Below are 16,509 nucleotides of genomic sequence, written 5' to 3' on the forward strand. Positions count from 1 at the left end.
ATCATCACCCGTGAAGGTCGATCCTGACCCCGGTTCCAGCTGGAGATCCCATGCGCACGTTCCCCCTCGGTGAAGACCTCGACGCCCTGCGCGACGCCGTCCGGCGCTTCGCGGACAGCGAGATCGCCCCGCGGGCGGCCCAGATAGACCATGACAACGTCTTCCCGCAGGACCTGTGGCCCAAGCTGGGCGAAATGGGCCTGCTGGGCATGACCGTGCCGTCGGAATTCGGCGGTTCGGACATGGGCTACCTGGCCCATCTGGTGGCGATGGAGGAAATCTCCCGTGCCTCCGGTTCGGTCGGCCTCAGCTACGGCGCGCACAGCAACCTGTGCGTGGCCAACCTGTACGCCAACGGCAGCGACGAGCAGCGCCGCAAGTACCTGCCCGCGCTGTGCAGCGGCGAAGCCAAGGGCGCGCTGGCGATGTCCGAGCCCGGCGCCGGCTCCGACGTGGTGGGCTCGATGAGCTGCCGCGCCGAACTGCGCGACGGCGTCTGGGTCGCCAACGGCAACAAGATGTGGATCACCAACGGCCCCGAAGCCGACGTGCTGATCGTCTACATGCGCACCGCCGGCAAGGAGGCGGGCTCGCGCTGCATGACCGCCTTCATCGTCGAGAAGGGCATGAAGGGTTTCTCCACCGCCCAGAAGCTCGACAAGCTGGGCATGCGCGGCTCCAACACCTGCGAGCTGGTGTTCGAAGACTGCGAAATCCCCGCGGAAAACGTCCTGGGCGAGGTCAACCAGGGCGTCAAGGTCCTGATGAGCGGCCTCAACACCGAACGCCTGGTGCTGACCGGCGGCCCGCTGGGCCTGATGCAGGCCGCGCTAGACATCGCCCTGCCCTACGTGCGCGAGCGCAAGCAGTTCGACCAGGCCATCGGCACCTTCGGCCTGATGCAGGGCAAGATCGCCGACATGTACACGGCCCTGCAGTCGTCCCGCGCCTTCGCCTACCAGGTGGCCCGCGACTTCGACGCCGGCCACGCCAGCCGGGTCGATTCCGCCAGCTGCCTGCTGCACGCCAGCGAATCGGCCGTGCAGGTGGCCCTGGAAGGCATCCAGGCCCTGGGCGGCAACGGCTACATCAACGAATACGCCACCGGCCGGATCCTGCGCGACGCCAAGCTCTACGCCATCGGCGCCGGCACCAACGAAATCCGCCGCATGCTGATCGGCCGCGAACTGTTCGAAGACCGCGGCTAAGCCGACTGGTTCCACACCCGGTTTAGGAATCCGGCCGTGCTCGCGCGGCCCGGCTTCAGCGCCGCACGTTCGGCGACGACGGCTTCGGCCAGGGCACGGTCACCGCTGCCCAGCGAAGCTTCGACCAGACTCAGTTCGATCAGGTCGCGCTGGGCGTGGCTACCACCGAAGTGGTGGGCAATGCGGCGGACGTCGCGCAGGCCGCGGGCCGCGGCGCGGTGCTCACCGCGGGCCAGGCACAGCAGGGATTCGAGCAGCGGGCTGCCCACCTCGGCGGTGAACATCACGTTGTCGCCCTTGCCGGCCATCGCCCGGCGCTGGCCCTCACGCACCAGCTCCAGCAGGTCGTCGCGGCCGGCACAGATGAAGGCAAGCGCGGCATGCACGTCATTGAAGGCGTACCAGCCGGCACCGGCCTGTGGCGCCCAGGCCTCCGCCACTTTCGCCCAGCGGTCGCCCAGGTCGACACCGCGAAGGTGCAGACGCCACAGCAGGGCCGAGGCGTCCACCAGCTCCAGCGCCGTCGCCGGACCATGGCCGAAGATGGGGCCATCGAAGAGTTCCAGCACGCGTTCGGTTTCATCGCGTTCGAGGTAATAAAGCGCCAGGTGCCACCAGTTGTGCACGGCGAAAAAACTTTCCTCCGACCAGGCCGGGGAATCGTGGCGCAGCCAGGCAATGCCCTCGTCCACCCGGTCCTGCATTTCCATGACGTGCGCCACCGCATGCCAGGCCCAGCCATCGTGGCGGTTGAGCTCGACGGCGCGGCGGCCGGCGGCTTCGGCCTTGTCGTACTGGCCAGCTTCCTCGAAGCCGAAGGCATGCATGCCCAGCACCGCGTGGTAACCCGGCATCGCCTCCGACCAGGCTGGCATCGCGCGGCTGATGCGGTCGCGCAGCAGGCGCGAATCGCCGTTGTAGAAGTCGAGCAGGTGGCCGATCTGCAGCGCCAGCGCGTCGCGGGGGTGGGCGATGCTCAGCTCTTCCAGGCGGCGCGAGGCCAGGTGCCAGGACCCTTCCAGCCAGTCACCGGCAGCCTGCAGGTGGGCCTGTTCGCGCGGCGTCGCCGGCAGGTCCCGGGCGGTCTGCAGGGACTGCTGCGCCAGGGCCAGCGGCGCCGTCTCGGAAGCCGTGAGATACAGCCAGGCCAGCAGCGCATGGCCCATCACGAAGCCCGGGCTGTCCTGCACCGCCTCGGTGGCCGTTGCGACCGGATCACCGCGATAACACTGAAGCTGCGCCAGGGCAGTGTCGTAGAGCTCCGCCGCCCGGGGCGAGGCGCCGGACAGAGGGTGGCCGAGGGAGTCGAGGGCCGTCATGGGGGGGCTTCCTGGCTTTGGGGGGATGCGTATTCAAGCGCACCCGGCGGGCCCGGCGCCGCTCCCGAAAGTGCCGGTGACCTTCGGTACATCGCGGCCCGGTTTATAATGGGGGATTCCCACGTTATCCGGAGCCACCATGTCCAAGGTCGTCATCGCCGGTGCCAAGCGCACCGCCCTCGGGGCCCTGCTGGGCCAGTTCACCGGCGTGCCCGCCACCCAGCTCGGCAGCACCGCCATCAAGGCGGCGGTCGAACAGGCCGGCGTGGCCGGCGACAAGGTCGACGAGGTGATCATGGGCTGCGTGCTGCCCGCCGGCCTGGGCCAGGCCCCGGCCCGCCAGGCGGCGCTGGGCGCCGGCCTGCCGACGTCGGCCGGCTGCACCACCATCAACAAGGTCTGCGGTTCGGGCATGAAGGCGATCATGATGGGCCACGACCTGATCAAGGCCGGTTCGGCCAGCGTCGTCGTCGCCGGCGGCATGGAGTCGATGACCAATGCCCCGCACCTGCTGATGAACTCGCGCACCGGCACCAAGTTCGGCAACACCGAGATGCTTGACCACATGGCCTGGGACGGCCTGGTCAATCCCTACGACAAGCAGGCCATGGGCGTGTTCGGCGAGATGTGCGCCGACAAGTACAGCTTCAGCCGCGAGCAGCAGGACGCCTACGCCGCCGAATCGGTGCGCCGCGCCCTGGCCGCCCAGGCCGACGGCAGCTTCAAGGACGAAATCGCCCCGGTCACCGTCGCCGGCCGCAAGGGCGACACCGTGATCGACACCGACGAACAGCCGGGGCGCTGCAACATCGACAAGATCCCGAGCCTGCGCCCGGCCTTCAAGAAGGACGGCACCATCACCGCCGCCGCGTCGTCGTCGATCAACGACGGTGCCGCCGCCCTGGTGCTGGCCTCCGAAGACGCCGCCAAGGCCCAGGGCCTGGCGCCGATCGCCACGATCGTTGCGCACGCCACCCACTCCCAGGCCCCGGAGTGGTTCACCACCGCGCCGGTGTCGGCCATCCAGAAGGTGCTCGACAAGGCCGGCTGGAAGGTCGGGGACGTCGACCTGTTCGAGGTCAACGAAGCCTTCGCGGTCGTCGCCATGGCGCCGATCAAGGAACTGGGCATCGCCCACGACAAGCTCAACGTGCACGGCGGCGCCTGCGCCCTGGGCCACCCGATCGGCGCCTCCGGTGCCCGCCTGGTGGTGACCCTGGTCAATGCGCTCAAGCGCCGCGGCGGCAAGCGCGGCGTTGCCGCCCTGTGCATTGGCGGCGGCGAGGCCACGGCCCTGGCGATCGAGCTGGCCTGAGCCCGAGGGCCCGGGCAGCACCGCGCCGGGCCCCTCCCCGCCCTCCGGACCGGGTCTCAACCGGCCTTTGGACGGGGTCGAGCCATTCGTTCAAATTTGGTTAAAACAAACGAATGCTTGACTCCCCTTCAGTTCCTGACATGATTTTGCCGGCGTGTTCATGTGCTGATCGACACGTTTCAGATTTCCCATATGTCCAGACGAGGAATTCACCCATGTCCCTGAACAAGATCCTGCTCGCCACGGCCCTGGGCCTGGCCCTGGCGGCCTGCTCCAACCAGGCTGAGCAGGCGGCCGATTCGGCCGAAGAAGCCGCTGCCTCCGCCGAAGCTGCCGCCTCCGACGCCGCCGACGCTGCTGCTGCCGCCACCGACGCCGCCACCGACGTCGCCGCCGACGCTGCCGCTGACTCGGCCGATGCCGCGTCCGACGCTGCCGACGTGGCCGCCGACGCCGCCCTCGACGCTGCTGCCGCTGGCACCGAAGAAATGGCCGACGCCGCCGCCGACATGGCCGACCAGGCTGAAGAAGTGGCCGAAGACGCCGCCGACGCCGCCGAAGAGGCTGCCGACGAGGCTGCTGACGAGTACTGAGCCTGGCTCATTCGTCGCTTTGAAGAAACGGGTGCGGCCCAGGTCGCGCCCGTTTTTTTTCGCCCCGGTTGCGCCCAAGGCCGCTGACACGGGTATGCTGCACCACGGCGGCCGTGAAGGTCGCGACAACCACCAATATTGGGGAGATACACCATGCGTAATCCGACTTTTGCCCTGGCCACCGCCATTGCCCTCGCCTTTGGCCTGGCCGCCTGCAGCCCGCAGACCGAGCAGGAAGCCGACGAAGCCGGCGCCGCCATCGAGGCCGCTGCCGAAGAATCCGCTGACGTGATGGAAGCCGCTGCCGACGAAGCCGCCGCCGACATGGACGCCGCTGCCGAGCGTACCGAAGACGCGATGGAAGAGGCCGGCAACGAGATGCAGGAAGCCGGTGAAGCCATCGGCGACGCCGCCGAAGAAGCAGTGAACGACGCCGCCGAGGCCGTGGACGAGTCGATCACCACCGACGAAGAAGGCGAGATCGACGAGGCCAACTAAGCCTCAGCGCCAGCAACACCCAAAACCGCCGGCCCCGTGCCGGCGGTTTTTTTTCGCCCGGGCGCTTAAACTCCGGGGGATACCCCACCGATTACCGCGCATGAGCATCCTCAGCAGCCACATCGACCCCCGCGACCCCCAGTTCCAGGAAAACGATGCGCAGCTGCGCGCCGCGGTCCAGGACCTCGAGTCACGCCTCGCCAAGGTCGCTGAAGGCGGCGGCGAGAAAGCCCGCAAGAAACACACCGAACGCGGCAAGCTGCTGCCGCGCGAACGTGTCGCCGCCCTGCTCGACCCGGGCTCGCCCTTCCTGGAGCTCTCGGCGCTGGCCGCCGGCGGCATGTACGACGACGCCGCGCCCGCCGCGGGCGTGATCACCGGCATCGGCCGCGTGCACGGCATCGAGGTGGTGGTGGTCGCCAACGACGCCACGGTGAAAGGCGGCACCTACTTCCCGATGACGGTGAAAAAACACCTGCGGGCCCAGGAAGTGGCGCTGGAAAACCACTTGCCCTGCATCTACCTCGTCGATTCCGGTGGCGCCTTCCTTCCCCTGCAGGACGAGGTTTTCCCGGACAAGGAACACTTCGGCCGCATCTTCTACAACCAGGCCCGGCTGAGCGCGAAGAACATCCCGCAGATCGCCGTGGTGATGGGCAGTTGCACCGCCGGCGGCGCCTACGTGCCGGCCATGTGCGACGAATCGATCATCGTGAAGGAACAGGGCACCATCTTCCTGGGCGGCCCGCCGCTGGTGAAGGCCGCCACCGGCGAGGTGGTGGATGCCGAATCCCTCGGTGGCGCCGACGTGCATACCTCCGTCAGCGGCGTCGCCGACCACTTCGCCGAAAACGATCGCCATGCGCTGCAGATCGCCCGCGACGTGGTGCGCCACCTCAACCGGCGCAAGCAGCTGCCGGTGGCCGTGCAGCCGCCGCGCGAACCCTTGTTCCCGGCCGAACAGCTCTATGGCGTCATTCCCAAGGACACGCGCCGGCCTTTCGACATCCGCGAGGTCATCGCCCGCGTGGTCGACGGCAGCGAGTTCCAGGAGTTCAAGGCGCGCTACGGCAAGACGCTGGTCTGCGGTTTCGCGCATATCCACGGCTACCCGGTGGGCATCATCGCCAACAACGGCATCCTGTTCGCCGAAAGCGCGCTCAAGGGCGCGCACTTCATCGAGCTGTGCAACCAGCGCGACATCCCGCTGGTGTTCCTGCAGAACATCACCGGCTTCATGGTCGGCAAGAAGTATGAAAACGCCGGCATCGCCAAGGACGGCGCCAAGATGGTCACCGCTGTGGCGTGTTCGCACGTACCCAAGTTCACCGTCGTCATCGGCGGCAGCTTCGGCGCCGGCAACTACGCCATGTGCGGCCGAGCCTACGGCGGCCGTTTCCTGTGGATGTGGCCCAACGCCCGCATCTCCGTGATGGGCGGCGAACAGGCCGCCAGCGTGCTGGCCACGGTGAAACGCGACGGCATCGAAGGCGCCGGCAAGACCTGGAGCGCCGAGGAAGAGGAAGGCTTCAAGTCGCCCATCCGCGACCAGTACGAACGCCAGGGCCATCCCTACTACGCCAGCGCCCGCCTCTGGGACGACGGCATCATCGACCCCGCCGACACCCGCCGCGTCCTGGGCCTGGCCCTCTCCGCCAGCCTCAACGCCCCCATCGAAAAAGACCGCTTCGGCGTCTTCCGGATGTAACGCAGGTCGGGACCTGATTACGTGGCCGATCTTGATCCGACCGACTCCACCCGCGAACCGGCCGCCCTTCGCCGGCGGATCCGGCTCTGGACGCTCGGCTTCATCGTCGTGGCTGGCTTCGCAGCCGAGCTGGCGTCAGACACGGGCAAGCCATCCTTCTTTGTGTGGCTGATGGCCGTGGCGGCGTCGGCGGCGATCGGGTGCTTTCGCCCTTTCATCAGCGGCGCCGTGGTGCTGGTTGCCGCGGCAGCGGAATGGCTGGCGTGGATGCATGGCCCGGGTCTCGCGCCGCTGCCCGTGGCCTTCGCGACTGCGCTCGCCCCGGCCCTGGTGCTGGGCGCGGCCAACCTTTGGCGCCCCCCTCCTCTGACCACACTCACTGATCGGATCGACGATGCAGGTTTCATCCGAGCCCTGGCCTTGGGTGCTCCGCTATGCCTCGTCTGGGTGTTCGGCATGATGAAGACCTTCGCGCCCTGACCGCCGGCGTAGCGGACCTTTCGCCTATTTACAGCCGTTGCAGGTGTTGCAGCCGCCGGTGCCGCAGGCGCTGGCCGCGGCTCGCATTGGGGGCCGCAGCGACTGGCCGAGACGGCGCAGCCAGGTCGGCCGCCCCTGGCGTTCAAGGAAGTACGACAGCCGCGCCTGCGCCTGCCAGGCCACCCGCGGCGCCAGCCGACGCAGCACCGAGACACTGCAGGCCAGCACGATGGCCAGCACCAGCAGCGATTGCAGCAGCGGACTCATGAGGTCAGCCACATCGTCAGCTGGTAAGTGATGAGCGAGGCCAGGTAGGCCAGCGCGAACAGGTACACCGTGGCGTAGCCGGCCTGCTTCCAGCTGTTGGTCTCGCGCTTGATCACCGCGATGGTGGACAGGCACTGCGGCGCGTACACGTACCAGACCAGCAGCGACAGCGCCGTCGCCAGCGACCAGTCGGCGGCGATCAGCGGCGAGAGCTGGGTGATGGCTTCGCTGTCGTTGCTGGCCGATAGCGCGTACACCGTCGCCAGGGCCGCCACGGCTACTTCGCGCGCGGCCAGGCCGGGAATCAGCGCAATGCAGATCTGCCAGTTGAAACCGATCGGCGCGAAGATGGGTTCCAGCCAGTGGCCGATGCGCCCGGCCAGGCTGTAGTCGATGGCCGGCAGCGTGGTGCCTTCCGGTGGCGCCGGGTAGCTGGCCAGGAACCACAGCAGCACCGTCAGCGACAGGATGATGCCGGTGACCCGGCGCATGAAAATGCTGGCGCGTTCCCACAGGCCGATCGCCAGGTCCATCGGGTTGGGCAGGCGGTAGCTGGGCAGCTCGAGCAGAAGCACGTGTTCGCCTTCGGTACGGCGCACGTGCTTGATCACCCAGGCCGCGGCCATGGCGCTGACGATGCCGCCCGCGTAAAGGCCGAACAGCACCAGTCCCTGCAGGTTGAACACGCCCCACACCGTCTGGTCCGGGATGAAGGCGCCGATGAGCAGTGCATACACCGGCAGCCGCGCCGAGCAGGTCATCAGCGGTGCCACCATGATCGTGGCCAGGCGGTCGCGCGGGTCCTGGATCGAGCGCGTGGCCATGATGCCGGGAATGGCGCAGGCGAAACTCGACAGCAGCGGAATGAAGCTGCGCCCGGTCAGGCCGGCGGCGCGCATGGGCTTGTCGAGCAGGAAGGCCGCACGCGGCAGGTAGCCCGACTCCTCCAGCGCCAGGATGAAAGCAAACAGCAGCAGGATCTGGGGCAGGAACTCCATCACTGTGCCCAGGCCGGCAAACAGCCCGTCCTGCACCAGGCTGCGCAGCGCCCCATCGGGCATCAGGTCGCCGACGATGCCGCCGAGCGTGGAAATCCAGCCGGCCAGCGCGTCCTGCAGCGGCCCGGCCCAGCTGAAAACCGCCTGGAACATCAGGAACAGCACCGCCGCCAGGATCACCAGGCCCCACACCGGATGCAGCAGCCAGCGATCCAGGCGTTCGTCCAGGCGGCTGGTGCGTTCGGGCATGGACACGGTTTCGGCCAGCAGCGCCTGAACCTGGGCGTGCAGGTCGCCGTGGTCGTCGCCGGGTTCGGGTGGCGCCGGCACGGCATCGTCCAGGTGGGCCAGCAAGGCGTTGGCGCCTTCGCGCCTGACCGCGATCGTTTCAATGACCGGGATGCCCAGGCGTGCCTGCAGCGCCGCCACATCAATGGTGATGCCCCGGCGCTTGGCCTGGTCCATCTGGTTGAGCGCCAGCAGCATCGGCTTGCCCAGGCGGCGCACTTCCAGCACGAAGCGCAGGTGCAGGCGCAGGTTGGTGGCGTCGGCGACGCAGACCAGCAGGTCGGGCACCGGTTCGCCGGGCAGTTCGCCATGGCAGGCGGCGCGGGTGATCGCCTCGTCGGGACTCGTGGCGTCCAGGCTGTAGGCGCCCGGCAGGTCCAGCACGCGCACGTTGCGGCCGCCCGGGGTGCGGAACAGGCCTTCCTTGCGCTCGACGGTAACGCCGGCGTAGTTGGCGACCTTCTGCCGGCTGCCGGTGAGGCGATTGAACAGCGCGGTCTTGCCGCAGTTCGGGTTGCCCACCAGGGCGATGTTCAGCGCGCTCATTTGGCCGCCGGCACCTCGAGCTTCACGCGTGCAGCCTCCTGGCGACGCATGGCGAACCGGGTGAAACCGACCTGCACCAGCAGCGGTTCACCGCCCAGTGGTCCGCGGGTAAGCAGGCGCACGCGTTCACCGGGCACGAAGCCGATGTCGCGCAGGCGCCGGGCGACGGCGTCGCCGGGACTGGAATCGCGCACGTCCGAGACGGTGGCTTCGTGGCCAGTGGGCAGATCGGCGAGGACCATGGGTGGCGGCCTAGGTGCGAATGATTCGCATTATACACCCGTCCCGGGCGCCGCAATAGCCCGCGGGTGCCGGCGCCCGCGGGCCAGCCGGTATCATGGCCGCTTGCCCCAAGGAGACCGCATGACCTCCGCCATCCGACTCGACCGCGACGGCCCCGTCGCCCGCCTGGCCCTGGCCCGGCCGTCCCTGCACAACGCCTTCGACGACGCCCTGATCGCCGAACTGACCGAGGCCCTGGAGGCCCTGGACGCCGACCCCGCCGTTCGGGCCGTGGTGCTGACCGGCGACGGCAGCACCTTCTCCGCCGGCGCCGACCTGGGCTGGATGCGACGCATGGCCCAGGCCAGCGAAGAAGAAAACCGCGACGATTCGCTGCGCCTGGCCAGGCTGATGCGCACGCTCAACTTCCTGTCCAAGCCCACGCTCTGCCGGGTCAATGGCTCGGCCTACGGGGGTGGCGTCGGCCTGGTGGCCTGCTGCGACTACGCGATCGGCGTGGACACGGCCAAGTTCTCGCTGTCGGAGGTCAAGCTGGGTCTGGTGCCGGCGGTGATCTCGCCCTACGTGGTGCAGGCCATCGGCGGCCGCCACGCCCGCCGCCTGTTCACCGGCGCCGAAGTCATCGACGCCCGGGACGCCGTTTCGATCGGCCTGCTGCACGAAACCTGCGCGCCGCCACAGCTCGACGAGCGCCTGGACCGCACCCTGCACTTCTGGCTCAAGGGCGGCCCGGAAGCGCAGCGCGAGGCCAAGCAGCTGGCCCTGCGCATGGCCGGCATGAGCCTGGCATCGGCCGCCGCGACCGACATCGAAAACGCCGCCCTCATCGCCCGCCTGCGGGTTTCCCCCGAAGGCCAGGAAGGCCTGACCGCCTTCCTCGACAAGCGCCGGCCTTCGTGGTCGTGACCGGGCGGTTACACTCCGGACGCTGCCTCCGTATCCATCCGCGAACAAAAAAGAATGTTCAATAAAATCCTGATCGCCAACCGCGGCGAAATCGCCTGCCGGGTCATCCGCACCTGCCGCAAGCTGGGTGTCCGCACGGTGGCCGTGTATTCGGAAGCCGATGCCGGTGCGCAGCACGCGCGGCTGGCGGACGAGGCCTGGCCGATTGGCGGACCGCGGCCGCAGGACAGCTACCTGCGCGGTGACGCCATCCTCGAGGTTGCAAAGAAGACCGGCGCCCAGGCCATCCACCCCGGCTACGGTTTCCTCAGCGAAAACGCCGATTTCGCCGAAGCGGTGGAAGCCGCCGGCCTGGTGTTCATCGGCCCGCGCGCCGCGTCCATGCGCAAGATGGGCAGCAAGGCCGGCGCCAAGCAGCTGATGCAAGCCCGCGGCGTGCCCGTGGTGCCCGGCTACACCGGCGAGGACCAGGACCCCGGCCGCCTGCAGATCGAGGCCGACGGCATTGGCTACCCGCTGATGATCAAGGCCGCCCACGGCGGCGGCGGCAAGGGCATGCGCATCGTGCGCGCCAGCGAAGACTTCGCCGCCGCACTGGAAAGCTGCCAGCGCGAAGCCACCGGCGCCTTCGGCCGCGACCGCGTGCTGCTCGAGCGTTTCGTCGAAACCCCGCGCCACATCGAGATCCAGGTCTTCGGCGATAGCCACGGGCAGATCATCCACCTGGGCGAACGCGAATGTTCGGCCCAGCGCCGCTACCAGAAGGTCGTCGAGGAGTCGCCCTCGCCCTTCGTGACCCCCGACCTGCGCCAGCGCATGGGCCAGGCCGCCGTCGAAGCCGCCCGCGCGATCGACTACGTCAACGCCGGCACCGTCGAGTTCATCGTCGGCCCCCAGGGCGATTTCTACTTCATGGAAATCAACACCCGCCTGCAGGTCGAACACCCGGTCACCGAGCTAGTGACGGGCCTGGACCTGGTGGAATGGCAGCTGCGCGTGGCCGCGGGCGACGCCCTGCCACTGGCCCAGGACGCCATCGAACGCCAGGGCCACGCCATCGAAGTGCGCCTGTACGCCGAAGACCCCTCGCAGGGTTTCCTGCCCGGCTCGGGCAAGCTCGAGGTGCTGCGCCTGCCGGCCGCCAGCGCGCACGTGCGCCTGGACACCGGCGTGGTCGAAGGCGACACGGTCACCATCCATTACGACCCGATGATCGCCAAGCTCATCGTGCACGACGCCGACCGCCCGCGTGCCCTCGCCCGCCTGCGCGACGCCCTGGCCGACTGCGAAGTGGTCGGCCCCAAGTCCAACATCGCCTTCCTGGAAAAGCTGGTGCGCCATCCGGAAGTGGTCGAGGGCACCATCCATACCGCCTACCTCGACCGCCACCTGGACGACGTCCTGCCCAAGGAAGACCCGCTGCCGCCGGCCCTGCTGGCGCTGGCCGCCACCGCCTGCCTGCTGCACGACGAAGACGCCACGCACGCCAACACGGCCGCCAGCGGCGACCCGCATTCGCCCTGGGGCATCGCCGACGGCTGGCGCCTGGGCCACGGCGGCGAACGCCTGCTGTGTTTCGTTTACCGCGGCGAGCGCCTGGAACTGCGCGCCCACGGCAGTGCCGGCGACTACACCCTGGAAAGCGGCGGCGTGACGCTGCGCGTCGAGGCTGCCGCCTACGTCGCAGGCCGGCTGGTTGCGCGGATCGACGACCAGCAGCAGCGCGTGCGCGCCCGGGCCGACGAGAAGCACGTGCTGGTGCACGACGGCGAGCAGCGCTTCACGCTCGAACGCGTGCCGGCCTTCCTGTTCGACCAGGGCGACGCTGCCGCTGGCGCCGACCGCCTGACCGCACCCATGCCCGGCCGGATCGTGGTCGTGAAGGCCAAGGCCGGCCAGGCCGTCGAGGAAGCCCAGGAACTGGTCGTGATGGAAGCCATGAAGATGGAGCTGAGCCTGCGCGCCCCGCGTGCGGGCACGATCGCCAAGGTGCAGGCCGCCGAGGGCGAGTTCGTCGAAGCCGACGCCGTGCTGATAACGCTGGAGGAGCCATGAAGAACCTGACCGTCCTGCCCGCCGTGCTGCTGTTGTCCGCTTGCACCGCCACGTTCTTCGAAACCCCGCCCCTGGCCTCCCGGGGCTGCGACCCCCAGGCCGTGGGCTCGTGGCTCTCGGTTCCGGATGCTTCCTATGGCGAGGGCGAGCGCAGCCGACTGCGCATCGGCGCCGACTGCCGGCTGGTGGTCGAGGAAATCCGCGACGCGGACGTCACCGCCATGGCCCCCGTGCAGCTGCACCTGGGCCAGCATGCCGGCAAACATTACGCCTGGTTCGGGGCCAACTGGTTGCTTGAGGCCGGCAAGGCCGACGCCCGCGTGGCGCCCAGCGATGTCGTCGTCGTGCGCTACAGCCTGAGCGGTGACCAGCTGACGATCTGGCCGGTCAAGGACGAGGCGGTGGACCAGCTGCATGCCCAGGGCAAGCTGGTGCGTCGCCATGAGGAACCGGACGAATTCGAGCAGCTGCGCTGGATCACCGGCCCGGCCAACCCGGAACTGCTGGAACTCGAGGGCCTGTTCGGCACCGACCCCAAACAGTTCAGCCGCGAGGGAAGCCAGCAGTGACAGGCCTGCCCACCCACGTCCGCATCGTCGAGGTCGGTCCGCGCGACGGCCTCCAGAACGAGAAGGTCATGGTCCCGACGGCCGACAAGATCGCGCTGATCGACCGCCTGTCGGCCACCGGCCTGCGCTGCATCGAGGCCACCAGCTTCGTCAGCCCCAAGTGGGTGCCGCAGATGGCCGATGCCGCCGAGGTTTTCACCGGCATCAGCAAGGCCCCCGGCGTGGCCTACCCCGTGCTGGTGCCCAACCTGCAGGGCTACGAACGTGCCCTGGCCGTCGGCGCCAGGGAAGTGGCCGTGTTCAGCGCCGCGTCCGAGGCCTTCAATCGCAAGAACATCAATGCCTCGATCGACGAGAGCATCGAACGTTTCCTGCCCGTGCTCGAACGCGCCGGCGCCGATGGCGTGAAGGTGCGCGGCTACGTGTCCACGGTGCTGGGCTGCCCCTACCAGGGCGAGGTGCCGTTGGCCGACGTGGTGCGGGTCGCCCGCCGCCTGCACGAAGCCGGCTGCTACGAGGTATCGCTGGGCGACACGATCGGCATCGGCACCCCCGGCAAGGCCCGGGCCATGCTGCGCGCCGTCGCGGCCGAGGTGCCCATGGCGGCCCTGGCCGTGCATTTCCACGACACCCGTGGCCAGGCCCTGGCCAACATCCTGGCCTGCCTGGAGGATGGCGTGGCGGTGGTGGATTCATCCGTGTCCGGCACCGGCGGCTGCCCCTACGCCCCGGGTGCCAGCGGCAACGTGGCGACCGAGGATGTGGTCTACATGCTCGACGGCCTGGGCGTGAAGACCGGCGTGGACCTGGGGAAGCTTGTGGAGACGGGCCGTTGGCTCGCCGGCAAGCTGGGGCGCAACTCAGGCAGCAAGGTCACCCTCGCCACCTCCTGAGCCGCCCGCTCCGGGCTAGTGCATTACGCCCGGCAGTGTATTCTCGGCCTTCATTGCTCGGGGGCCGCGAGTCGCGAAGGCATGGATGAGGGAAGGCACGACGACGAGGCGATGCTGTCCCAGCTCGAGGCCCTGCTGGCCGACGGCCGGGGCTGCGAAGATCCTGTGCTGCTTTCCGAGCTGCTGGCCATGCTGCACGGGCTGCGGCGGGAAGCCGACATCGCCAGCCTGCGCTACCAGAAGCTGTTCAACGCGGTGCCCGATCCGGTGAGCCTGATCGACGCGGATGGCCGCGTCGTCGACCTCAACACCGCCGGTGAACTCGCCTACGGCCTGCCGCGCGACCAGATCGTCGGCAACCTGATCCACGTCATCAATCCCGACCTGCCGCCGGACCACATGGCGCCGGTGCTGGAAACCCTGGCGCGCAAACGCACCCACGTGGTCGAGGTCTACAACAAGCGCGCCGATGGCAGCCGCTTCCCGGTCGAGGTGCACTCGGCGCGGTTCGAGGACGGCCCGCAGCAGTTCGTCATCGCCGTGGCGCGTGACCTCACCGGCCGCCGCGAAGCCGAAGAAAACCTCAACACCCTGCTGTCGGTGATGGACAAGGGCGTCCTGGTGCAGGACCGGGACGGCCACGCCCTTTCCGCCAACGCCGCGGCGATGCGCATCCTGGGGCTGCCAGAGGACGAAGGCATCGCCAGCAGCCTGCGCTGGCAGGACTGGCTGGTGGTGGACCACCGGGGCTGGCCGCTGCGCTTCGGCGAACTGCCCCCGCAGCGGGCCGCACGCACCGGCCGCATCATCGAATCAACGCTGATGGGCGTTTACCACACCGGCCGCAAGCAGCTCACCTGGCTGTCGGCCACGTCGGTGCCCCAGTTCCGCGCCGGCGAGAGTTCGCCTTCGCGGGTGATCTCCCTGTTTTCCGACGTCACCGAGCTCAAGCGCGACAGCGCCCTGTTCCTGCGCACCCAGGCCCTGGCCCGGATCGGCGGCTGGGAGTGGGACGGGGGACGGGAACGCCTCTACCTGACCGACGAGGCCCTGCGCATCATCGGCCGTCGCGAGGACCCGCCGCGCACGCTCGAGGACGCACTGGCCCAGGTCGACGGCGCCGACCGCCCGCGGGTCGAGGAAGCGCTGCAGAGCGTGCTGCGCGACGGCGGCGCCTTCGACATGGAAATCCGGCTGCGCCAGCCCGATGGCCAGTCGCATTGGGCGCGCCTGATCGGCCAGTCCGAGGGCCGTGCACCGATGACCGCCCGCATCACCGGCGTCCTGCACGACATCACCCAGCGACGGCAGATCGAAGAAGCCCTGCGCAGCCAGGCCCGCACCGACGCCCTGACCGGGCTGTTCAACCGCGATGGCGCGTTGACCGAACTCGAGCGCCGGGTGATGGAAGGCGAAGGCGGCCTGACCGTCGTGTACATCGACCTTGACCGGTTCAAGCTGGTGAACGACCTGCTGGGCCACGCCGCCGGCGACCAGCTGCTGGTGAACGCCGCGCGGCGGCTGGAAGGCTGCATCGGCGAGAACGACATCCTGTCGCGATTCGGCGGCGACGAATTCCTGGTGCTGGCCGACACCCGCGACGACCCCGGTGCCGCCGAAGCCCTGGCCGCACGCATCACCCACGCCTTCGGCGACAGCTTCCGCTACGCCGGCGAGGAATTCACCATCACCACCAGCGTCGGCCTGGCCCGCTACCCCGAACACGGCGCCACCGTGCAGCAGCTGGTGAACAACGCCGACGCGGCCATGTACGACGCCAAGCGCCGCGGCCGCAACACCTGGCAAACCTTCACGCCGGAACTGGCCCGCCAGCAGCATGACCGCGTGCAGGTCGAGGCGCAGCTGCGGCGGGCGCTGGACAACGAGGAGTTCCGGCTGGTGTTCCAGCCGCTGGTGAACCTGGCCGACGGCCGCGTGCGTTCGGCCGAGGCGCTTATCCGCTGGCGCAATCCGGCACTGGGCGAACTCAGCCCCGACCTATTCATCAACCACGCCGAAACCACCGGCGACATCGTGCGCATTGGCGCCTGGGTCATCCAGTCGGCCTGCCGGCAGATGGCGGCCTGGCGCAAGGCCGGGCTGGCGCCGGCGCGCATGGCGGTGAACGTGTCCTACCGCCAGTTCCTCACCGAAGACCTGGTCCCGCTGGTGGCGCAGTGCCTGGCGGACAACGACCTGCCGGGCGAAGTGCTGGAACTGGAATTCACCGAGCGCGTGCTCATCGAGGACGCCCCCGACACCCATCGCACCTTCGAGGGCCTGCGCCAGCTCGGGGTGGTGTTGACCATCGACGATTTCGGCGAGGGCTACAGCGCACTCAACTACCTGCGTCGCCTGCCGATCCACGGCCTGAAGCTGGCCCAGGCCTTCCTGCAGGGCGTGCCCGGCAACCAATCGGACACCGCCATTTGCCAGGCCGTGGCCGGCATCGCCGAGGCCCTGGGCCTGGACCTGGTCGCCGAGGGCGTGGAAAGCAGCGCCCAGCGCGACTTCCTGCTGGGCCTGGGCGTTCGCACCGGCCAGGGCTTCCTGTTCAGTCCGCCGATGGATCCCGATGGTTTCGCCGCCTACCTGCGCCAGACCACCGGCTGACCGGGTAAAA

Annotated in this window: 15 protein-coding genes; 11 read left to right on the forward strand and 4 right to left on the reverse strand. The window is 69.0% G+C overall.

The genetic code is table 11. From position 1 onward, the window contains the following. Nucleotides 1-50 precede the first annotated feature (50 nt). Nucleotides 51-1,208, forward strand: a complete 1,158-nt coding sequence (locus tag ACYVJH_RS04170) for an isovaleryl-CoA dehydrogenase (RefSeq protein ID WP_460453388.1) — start codon at nt 51-53, stop codon at nt 1,206-1,208. Here the strand turns inward: ACYVJH_RS04170 and ACYVJH_RS04175 are convergent. Next, on the reverse strand, nt 1,205-2,527 hold the full coding sequence (locus tag ACYVJH_RS04175) for a tetratricopeptide repeat protein (protein WP_460453389.1): 1,323 nt from the start codon (nt 2,525-2,527) through the stop codon (nt 1,205-1,207). The two genes, ACYVJH_RS04170 and ACYVJH_RS04175, sit on opposite strands and share 4 nt — an antisense overlap. 139 nt (nt 2,528-2,666) lie before the next feature. On the opposite strand from ACYVJH_RS04175, the gene ACYVJH_RS04180 reads away from it, so the two are divergent. The 5 genes from ACYVJH_RS04180 to ACYVJH_RS04200 all read left to right on the forward strand — a co-directional run bounded on the left by ACYVJH_RS04180 (nt 2,667) and on the right by ACYVJH_RS04200 (nt 7,121). Then, nucleotides 2,667-3,842, forward strand: coding sequence for a thiolase family protein (locus ACYVJH_RS04180; protein ID WP_460453390.1), 1,176 nt, complete (start codon nt 2,667-2,669; stop codon nt 3,840-3,842). 215 nt (nt 3,843-4,057) lie between these two features. Then, nucleotides 4,058-4,435: a hypothetical protein gene (locus tag ACYVJH_RS04185; protein ID WP_460453391.1), complete on the forward strand. Its 378-nt coding sequence runs from the start codon at nt 4,058-4,060 to the stop codon at nt 4,433-4,435. Nucleotides 4,436-4,588: 153 nt separating this feature from the next. Continuing rightward, on the forward strand, nt 4,589-4,933 hold the full coding sequence (locus tag ACYVJH_RS04190; RefSeq protein ID WP_460453392.1) for a hypothetical protein: 345 nt from the start codon (nt 4,589-4,591) through the stop codon (nt 4,931-4,933). Nucleotides 4,934-5,033: 100 nt separating this feature from the next. Beyond that, complete coding sequence (locus ACYVJH_RS04195) at nt 5,034-6,641, forward strand: carboxyl transferase domain-containing protein (RefSeq protein WP_460453393.1); 1,608 nt, start codon at nt 5,034-5,036, stop codon at nt 6,639-6,641. A 21-nt stretch (nt 6,642-6,662) separates the two neighbouring features. After that, nucleotides 6,663-7,121 carry a hypothetical protein gene (locus tag ACYVJH_RS04200; protein WP_460453394.1) on the forward strand — a complete coding sequence of 153 codons (459 nt, stop codon included), beginning with the start codon at nt 6,663-6,665 and terminating at the stop codon, nt 7,119-7,121. A gap of 24 nt (nt 7,122-7,145) precedes the next feature. Here ACYVJH_RS04200 and ACYVJH_RS04205 read toward each other — a convergent pair whose 3' ends face one another. The 3 genes from ACYVJH_RS04205 to ACYVJH_RS04215 are packed head-to-tail and all read right to left on the reverse strand — an operon-like array spanning nt 7,146 to nt 9,462. Beyond that, a complete protein-coding gene (locus ACYVJH_RS04205) occupies nt 7,146-7,388 on the reverse strand; it encodes a DUF6587 family protein (protein WP_460453395.1) in 243 nt (80 codons plus the stop codon). Beyond that, complete coding sequence (feoB, locus tag ACYVJH_RS04210; protein ID WP_460453396.1) at nt 7,385-9,220, reverse strand: ferrous iron transporter B; 1,836 nt, start codon at nt 9,218-9,220, stop codon at nt 7,385-7,387. Before feoB ends, ACYVJH_RS04205 begins: the two co-directional genes overlap by 4 nt. Further along, complete coding sequence (locus tag ACYVJH_RS04215; protein WP_460453397.1) at nt 9,217-9,462, reverse strand: FeoA family protein; 246 nt, start codon at nt 9,460-9,462, stop codon at nt 9,217-9,219. The genes feoB and ACYVJH_RS04215 overlap by 4 nt, the downstream gene beginning before the upstream one ends. Nucleotides 9,463-9,583: 121 nt before the next feature. Between ACYVJH_RS04215 and ACYVJH_RS04220 the strand changes: the two genes are divergently transcribed. The 5 genes from ACYVJH_RS04220 to ACYVJH_RS04240 all read left to right on the forward strand — a co-directional run bounded on the left by ACYVJH_RS04220 (nt 9,584) and on the right by ACYVJH_RS04240 (nt 16,499). Then, nucleotides 9,584-10,369 (forward strand): enoyl-CoA hydratase-related protein, encoded by a 786-nt coding sequence (locus ACYVJH_RS04220; protein WP_460453398.1) that lies wholly within the window; start codon nt 9,584-9,586, stop codon nt 10,367-10,369. 54 nt (nt 10,370-10,423) lie between these two features. Further along, a complete protein-coding gene (locus ACYVJH_RS04225) occupies nt 10,424-12,424 on the forward strand; it encodes an acetyl/propionyl/methylcrotonyl-CoA carboxylase subunit alpha (protein WP_460453399.1) in 2,001 nt (666 codons plus the stop codon). Further along, a complete protein-coding gene (locus tag ACYVJH_RS04230; protein ID WP_460453400.1) occupies nt 12,421-12,993 on the forward strand; it encodes a hypothetical protein in 573 nt (190 codons plus the stop codon). The genes ACYVJH_RS04225 and ACYVJH_RS04230 overlap by 4 nt, the downstream gene beginning before the upstream one ends. A gap of 5 nt (nt 12,994-12,998) precedes the next feature. Further along, complete coding sequence (locus ACYVJH_RS04235) at nt 12,999-13,886, forward strand: hydroxymethylglutaryl-CoA lyase (RefSeq protein WP_460454263.1); 888 nt, start codon at nt 12,999-13,001, stop codon at nt 13,884-13,886. Nucleotides 13,887-13,967: 81 nt separating this feature from the next. Then, complete coding sequence (locus ACYVJH_RS04240) at nt 13,968-16,499, forward strand: sensor domain-containing protein (protein ID WP_460453401.1); 2,532 nt, start codon at nt 13,968-13,970, stop codon at nt 16,497-16,499. Nucleotides 16,500-16,509 lie beyond the last annotated feature (10 nt).

It is taken from the genome of Arenimonas aestuarii, from assembly GCF_054781715.1.

Excerpts from the sequence above, each read along its gene's own strand:
- ACYVJH_RS04170 (WP_460453388.1), top strand. The coding sequence starts at position 51 with ATGCGCACGTTCCCCCTCGGTGAAGACCTCGACGCCCTGCGCGACGCC.
- ACYVJH_RS04175 (WP_460453389.1), bottom strand. The coding sequence starts at position 2,527 with ATGACGGCCCTCGACTCCCTCGGCCACCCTCTGTCCGGCGCCTCGCCC.
- ACYVJH_RS04180 (WP_460453390.1), top strand. The coding sequence starts at position 2,667 with ATGTCCAAGGTCGTCATCGCCGGTGCCAAGCGCACCGCCCTCGGGGCC.
- ACYVJH_RS04185 (WP_460453391.1), top strand. The coding sequence starts at position 4,058 with ATGTCCCTGAACAAGATCCTGCTCGCCACGGCCCTGGGCCTGGCCCTG.
- ACYVJH_RS04190 (WP_460453392.1), top strand. The coding sequence starts at position 4,589 with ATGCGTAATCCGACTTTTGCCCTGGCCACCGCCATTGCCCTCGCCTTT.
- ACYVJH_RS04195 (WP_460453393.1), top strand. The coding sequence starts at position 5,034 with ATGAGCATCCTCAGCAGCCACATCGACCCCCGCGACCCCCAGTTCCAG.
- ACYVJH_RS04205 (WP_460453395.1), bottom strand. The coding sequence starts at position 7,388 with ATGAGTCCGCTGCTGCAATCGCTGCTGGTGCTGGCCATCGTGCTGGCC.
- feoB (WP_460453396.1), bottom strand. The coding sequence starts at position 9,220 with ATGAGCGCGCTGAACATCGCCCTGGTGGGCAACCCGAACTGCGGCAAG.
- ACYVJH_RS04215 (WP_460453397.1), bottom strand. The coding sequence starts at position 9,462 with ATGGTCCTCGCCGATCTGCCCACTGGCCACGAAGCCACCGTCTCGGAC.
- ACYVJH_RS04220 (WP_460453398.1), top strand. The coding sequence starts at position 9,584 with ATGACCTCCGCCATCCGACTCGACCGCGACGGCCCCGTCGCCCGCCTG.
- ACYVJH_RS04225 (WP_460453399.1), top strand. The coding sequence starts at position 10,424 with ATGTTCAATAAAATCCTGATCGCCAACCGCGGCGAAATCGCCTGCCGG.
- ACYVJH_RS04230 (WP_460453400.1), top strand. The coding sequence starts at position 12,421 with ATGAAGAACCTGACCGTCCTGCCCGCCGTGCTGCTGTTGTCCGCTTGC.
- ACYVJH_RS04240 (WP_460453401.1), top strand. The coding sequence starts at position 13,968 with ATGGATGAGGGAAGGCACGACGACGAGGCGATGCTGTCCCAGCTCGAG.